General features: G+C 44.3%; 4 protein-coding genes. All 4 read right to left on the reverse strand.

What is annotated here, in order from left to right:
• Positions 1 to 64: 64 nt before the first annotated feature.
• A complete protein-coding gene (locus VN429_RS10335) occupies positions 65 to 571 on the reverse strand; it encodes a chemotaxis protein CheW (protein WP_325632970.1) in 507 nt (168 codons plus the stop codon).
• Between the two features lie 2 nt (positions 572 to 573).
• Positions 574 to 3,357 carry a methyl-accepting chemotaxis protein gene (locus VN429_RS10340; RefSeq protein ID WP_325632972.1) on the reverse strand — a complete coding sequence of 928 codons (2,784 nt, stop codon included), beginning with the start codon at positions 3,355 to 3,357 and terminating at the stop codon, positions 574 to 576.
• Between the two features lie 42 nt (positions 3,358 to 3,399).
• Entirely contained in the window at positions 3,400 to 3,966 is a 567-nt protein-coding gene (locus tag VN429_RS10345) for a chemotaxis protein CheW (RefSeq protein ID WP_325632974.1), read from the reverse strand.
• Positions 3,967 to 3,975: 9 nt separating this feature from the next.
• Positions 3,976 to 6,319: methyl-accepting chemotaxis protein (locus VN429_RS10350; RefSeq protein WP_325632976.1), on the reverse strand; the 2,344-nt coding region annotated here is incomplete at its 5' end.

A 6,319-nucleotide genomic window follows, 5' to 3' on the forward strand; every position in this document is an offset into this window, starting at 1 on the left:
GATATTATTCTTTCACTGAAGAGGTTTTTCCATGAATTATCTGGCATCTCTGAATCAAGGTTGTTCATCCCATGTTAGAAATTAACTCCCTGACATCAATCCAGATTACCAGTTCTTTTCTGCTTTCTCCCCGCTCTCCTACCTCTTTCTTAATAACCCCAAGGATGTGCCCTCCGTCATCAGATCCACCTTTTGTTGCCTGATCGATATCTGTCACCGGAACATTCAACACTGAGGTTACTTCATCAACAACAATACCGGTTTTCTGTGAAGATACCGTATCATCCATTACAATGAACCTGAGATCTGCAGTGGATGCATCTTTTGATGCCTTTATTCTGAGTAACTGCCGAAGGTCAACAATGGTTGTAATTTCTCCGCGAAGATCAATTATCCCTCTGACGTGGGATGGAGCATGAGGAAGAGGAGTGATCTTTGAAGCCTCTACGATCTCCCTGACATCAAAAAGATTGACTGCAAATTTGTCTTCTCCAATAATGAATTCGACAACCTGCACCTCATCTTCCTGAGCCTCCTTTCCTGACTGTGTTCTAATATTAGCAAGTTCCATCTTCACTCCGAAATCCTGAACTTTGTCATCTCTTTTGTGACCACATCAGCGATCCCACTTACATTCGTGATAACTCTGCTAATCTGCTCAATAGAGGATGACGCTTCTTCAGTTGCTGCAGCCGCATCTCCTGCATCCCTTGTAGTGCTTTGAATGAGACTGCTCACTTCATTAATACTTGCAGTAACTTCCTCAACAGATGCAGCCTGTTCTTCTGATGAAGATGCTACATCGGTTGCATTTCTGGTTATCTCATCAATCGATATAGCAATCTGGTTGAAAGCATCCAGGGTTTCAAGCAGGGCTGAACTACCAACCTCCACCGTCTCACCAGCATACCCCATAGCAGTATTTGCCAGTTTCGCTTTATTTTGCAGATCAGTTATCATATCTGCGATATTCTCAGCCGAACTGCGGGAATCCTGTGCCAAAGATTTGACTTCAGCTGCGACAACGGCAAATCCTCGTCCTGCTTCACCTGCCCGTGCAGCTTCTATTGCAGCATTCAGAGCTAAAAGGTTGGTCTGGTTTGCAATATCGGATATCAGGCGGACAATCTTTCCAATCTCATCCATCTTCTGATTAATGTCTTTAACGATCTGATCAACCTCTGATGATGAACGTTTTATCTCATTCATTGCCGTTTCAGACTTCTGAGCAAGTTCAACACCGTTCTTTGCAAAGTTGTTGGCCTGGGTTGCGGTTACTGAGACCATCTCTGCCTTTCTTGAAACTTCAGAAACAGTGATATTGAGATCTTCCATTGCTTTGAGCACCTGGATGATGCTATCTTCTCCTTGTCGTGAGTTACTGCTGACTTCCCCGGTAATCCTTACTACCTGTTGTGCACCGGCTGCCACTTCCTCAGTACTTGCCGTTGCCTCTTCTGCATTTGAGGCAAGATCTATTACCTGTTTATTGATGAGCCCGACAGCCTCAGAGACCTGGATTCCGATATCATTCAGAGCATCTCTAAATGCAATCCATTCTCCTGATAGTTTGAGAGAAGGATCAACTCGTGCAGCAAAGTTGGAGTTTGCGTACTCTTTAGAAACCCTGAGTGCTTCATTGACTGGGATGATAACACTGTCAAGTGTCTCATTAACTCCTTCCACGATCTTGCGGAAATCACCCTGGTGTTTTAAAGCATCAGCACGGGTTTGAAGTCGCCCTTCAACTCCTGCCTTTGATAACAGATTTGCATCAGCAACCAGAGCATTGACTGCATCAATACAGATGTTGAGGTTATCCTTGATCGTGTTAAAGTCACCATTATACGAATCGGTGATTTTAACCGGAATATCCCCCTTACTGATTCGATCGACATAATTTGCAGCCACATTAAGCGGGTTAATAACAGCATCAAGTGTCTCATTAACTCCTTCTACAATCTTACGGAAATCTCCCTGGTGTTTGTTTGCATCCGCCCTAGTCTCCAGGCGTCCTTCAACAGCAGCTTTAGCCAATTTATCAGCATCTGAAACAAGAGCATTAACAGCATCAATACAGGTATTTAGATTATTCTTTATCGTGTTGAAGTCACCGTTATACGAATCGGTGATTTTAACCGGAATATCCCCCTTACTGATTCGATCAACATAATTTGCAGCTACATTAAGGGGGTTAATAACCGCATCAAGTGTCTCATTAACTCCTTCTACGATCTTACGGAAATCTCCCTGGTGTTTGGTGGCATCAGCACGGGTTTCGAGTTTTCCGTCAATGGCTGCCTGAGAAAGCATATTCGCATCTGCGACAAGGGCATTTACCGCATCAATACAGGTGTTCAGGTTGTTTTTGATGATATTGAAATCACCGTGGTATGTGTCAGTAATTTTTTGTGGGATTTTTCCTTTTGAAATATTGTCAACATAATTTGCAGCAACGTTAAGCGGATCAATAACCGCATCAAGGGTCTTATTGACTCCTTCTACGATCTTTCTATAATCTCCCTGGTGTTTGGTGGCATCAGCACGGGTTTCGAGTTTTCCGTCAATGGCTGCCTGAGAGAGCATGTTTGCATCTACAACAAGTGCTTTGATGCTCTCTTTCATCTTTATAAGATATTCATAGATCTGATCTTTATCAGATGCCATGTTCATCTGGGCAGTCATATCCCCGGCTGATATCTTCGTGACATACTTGATGAGTTCTGATAACCATTGATGCACTCCGTTGATAGCGTTTTTCATCTCCTCATGATCGCCATAACATTCAATCTCGACCCGCTCCCGAAGATCTCCTCCCCTGATCTGTCTCAATATCCGGTTTCCTTCTCCAATAGGGAGAAGGATGGCGTCGAGCATCTGATTGATATTCTGCACAAGGTTTCTCCAGTCTCCTTCAAACTTTGAGACATCGGCCCTTGTTGATAATTTTCCCTCTGCAGAAGCGGTGGTTAAATCATTGAGAACAGAGAAGAGTTCGAGGATTCGAGATCGAAACAGGTTGACATCATGAGTGATAAATGCCTTTTTCCCGGGAAGTTGTTCCATCTCAACAGAAAAATCCCCTTCACCAAAGTGCCGTATCACTTCTACAATGCGTTTTTTGACCCCGATATGATCACCAACCTGCTCATTCACCCCTTCTGCCATGGTGCGGTACACGCCGGTGAATTTGTCTACAGGTATGAACCACTCAATATCGCCGGCTTTCTGATTCTGCCTCATCAGGGCCATTTCTTCAACAAAAATGCCTAATTCTTTACGCTCTTCCTGAAGGGTTGATATTACTGATTTCAATTCTTCAGTGCTCAGTTGATCAACATTGTTCAAATCCATCATATCTCCGATTATTGTAATTTTTAAAATCCTGATTCTCTCTGGCTAAAGATCCTTCTCTATTCGCTGTATCATCTTTTTTATGTCAAGCCAGATCACAAGGAGACTCTTGTCTTTTCCTTTTCCATCCTTGCGATGTTTACGTATAACTCCGAGAATATCCCGCGAACTCTCACTGGATGAATGAGCTTCCTGATCAATATCGTTCTTACTATACGTTGTGACTGAATAGACATCATCGACCAGGATTCCAATCATCTTCTCACTGACAGTTTTGTCAAGCACAATCACCCTGGAACGTTTCTTTCCTGTAGATTCCTGGGTGATATGCATCATTACCCGAAGGTCTATGATCGTTGTGATAACGCCCCTGAGATCTATCATCCCGGTAATAAACTCTGGAACATTGGGAATTGGTGTAACAGTGGGGGTAGTAATCACTTCTCTGGTATCAAAGAGATCAACTGCAAACATCTCATCCCCGATAACAAATTCAACCACCTGTTCAGTGTCTTTAATTCGGGAGTGGGAGGTGTGGCCTCTTCCCCGGTTTATGCCTGGATCAGGCGCAAATTGCTCCATATCTGCCTCCTCAACTGTACTAGGATCCATATTATTCCATCAGGCCGTGGTGAATTGATTCATCTCTCCAGAAATTCTCTGAACAGAGATAGAAGCTTCTGAAATGGCTCTTGAGATCTGGTCAATTGAGGCAGTGACCTCTTCTATAGCAGCTGCTGAACCTACTGCTTCTTCTGCTGTCTTCTGCACTAGATTTCCAACCTCATGTACACTTGCAGTAATCTCTTCAACTGCAGCGGCCTGTTCCTCGGTCGCTCCGGCAACCTCCATCATGTTGTGATGAACCTCATTAATTGCCGTCACAATCTGGGTAAAGACCTCCAGTGTTTCAGTCACTGCAGTATTTCCTGCCTTAACTTCTGTTGCCGAAGTTTTCATAGAGTCTGAAACAAGTTGTGACTTCTTCTGAAGGTTACCAATGATTGTAGCGATATTTTCTGCAGATTTCTGCGACTCAAGAGCCAGGGATTTGACTTCATCAGCAACAACTGCAAATCCCATGCCAGCCTCACCAGCCCTGGCAGCCTCAATTGCTGCATTTAATGCGAGAAGGCCTGTCTGTTCTGATATTCCGGTGATTACATCCACAATCTTGCCGATCTCTTCCATTTGGCTGGTGATGTCAGTGATGATCTCACTTGTTTCATCAACCGACTGCATGATCCCTTCCATCCCTTTCTCTGCTTTTCCAGCAAGAGTGGCACCTTTTTCTGAGAGGTCAACAGTCTGTTTGGCCAGTGCTGATGCTTGCTCAGCTTTTGTTGCAACTTCGGTCACGGTATTGGAGAGATCTTCCATTGCTTTCAGGGACTGAACAATTCCATTGCCGCTCCTTTCAGCAAGAGTGCTTACTGTAGATGAACTCTGTGCAACGGTATTTGTGGCGCTTGCGACTTCTTCTGCACTGGCAGTTGTCTCTTCCATTCCGGCAGTAAGACTCTCAACCTCGCTCTTCACCCCGCCGATTGCAATACTTCCTGCAATACCGATTTGGTTTAAAGCTTCTTTGAATGGGATGAAATCTCCTTTCACCACGAGTTCTTCTGTTATCCGATCTGTATAATCGCCTTCTGCGTACGAACCGGCAAGTCGCATGGCTTCATTTACCGGGTTAATTACTGAATCAAGGGTGTTGTTGAGGCCAGAGATAATGTTCTGATACTCTCCCTGGAATTGTCCAGCATCTCCTCTCTCCTTTAAGTGTCCTGCTTCTGCTGCGGTTGCAATACGCTTAACAGTGGTTACCATGCCGGTAATGGTATCTTTCATCTGACTCATGGCGAGCCCAAGAGAGTCTTTCTCTGATGCAACCGGAACTGTAACGCTCAGATCTCCCACTGAAAGGGCTGATGCAACTGCTGTTTTCCCTTTAAAGTTATCTATCATCCGTCTGAATGAGTCAGCCAGAGTTCCAAGTTCATCTGGTGAGACGTATGTTATCTCCTGGTTGACATCTCCAAGAGCGAGATCGTCAGATGCCTTAGAAAGAGCGATGATCGGGGTTGCAATGCTCCTGGCAAGATAATAGGCAAATGTCACTCCGGCGATGATGATAATGATCGTGATAATGATCATCATCATAATCATGGCGTTGACATCTTTGAGAGCGTCATCTTGGTCTTCTCTAAAGACAAGATACCACCCCGGCTTCTCTTTTATTGCAAAACGGCTGCCAAGTACATCTTTACCATCAAAACTATGCCAATAATTTAGTTTTTCCTCCTGAATCATATCGATTTTAACTTTACTTTTCAGGAAAACGTCATCGTGCCCTTTCATGTGGCTGATAATCAACCCACCCTGATTGAGGTCTACTATTGAGCCGGTTGCAGTTGAACCAAGGCCTGAGGGATCGAGAACGATCTTCTCTACCGCTTCCATAGGCGTAGTTACTAAAACCACTCCAACGGTTTTATTTTCAGAATCGACTACATTGGTGGCGTATCCAAGTGTTGGAACTTTTTTATCATCCAGATAAGGGGTTGAGATATAGTTGCCTTTCTGCCCCTCAGAAAACAATGGACTATCCTTGTAACTTTTCCCGATGTTCTCCGGTATGTTTGATGAGATAACGTCTCCTGCGAGGTTGACGAGCATGACATTGTCAAAAGCATCACTGGTCCTGGCAACAGATGTTTTAAACCCGGTATTACTGGTGGTTCGTTTCTCCTGATTTACTCCGGATTTTTGTTCTATTGTAAGAAGATCAATGCTCGCCGGGCGTGTTGCCACCATGTTAACGAGATCTATCCCTTCCTGTAAGATAAGGGTCATCTGGCCGGCAGAATTGAGTCCGACGGCGTTGTATGTTCCATGCATCTTATCTTCAACAGTATTCCTTGCATTGATTGCACTCACAGATGCAAGGATGATACAGCTGACC

Origin of the sequence: Methanospirillum sp. (assembly GCF_035560735.1) — an archaeon.
Lineage (GTDB): Archaea > Halobacteriota > Methanomicrobia > Methanomicrobiales > Methanospirillaceae > Methanospirillum.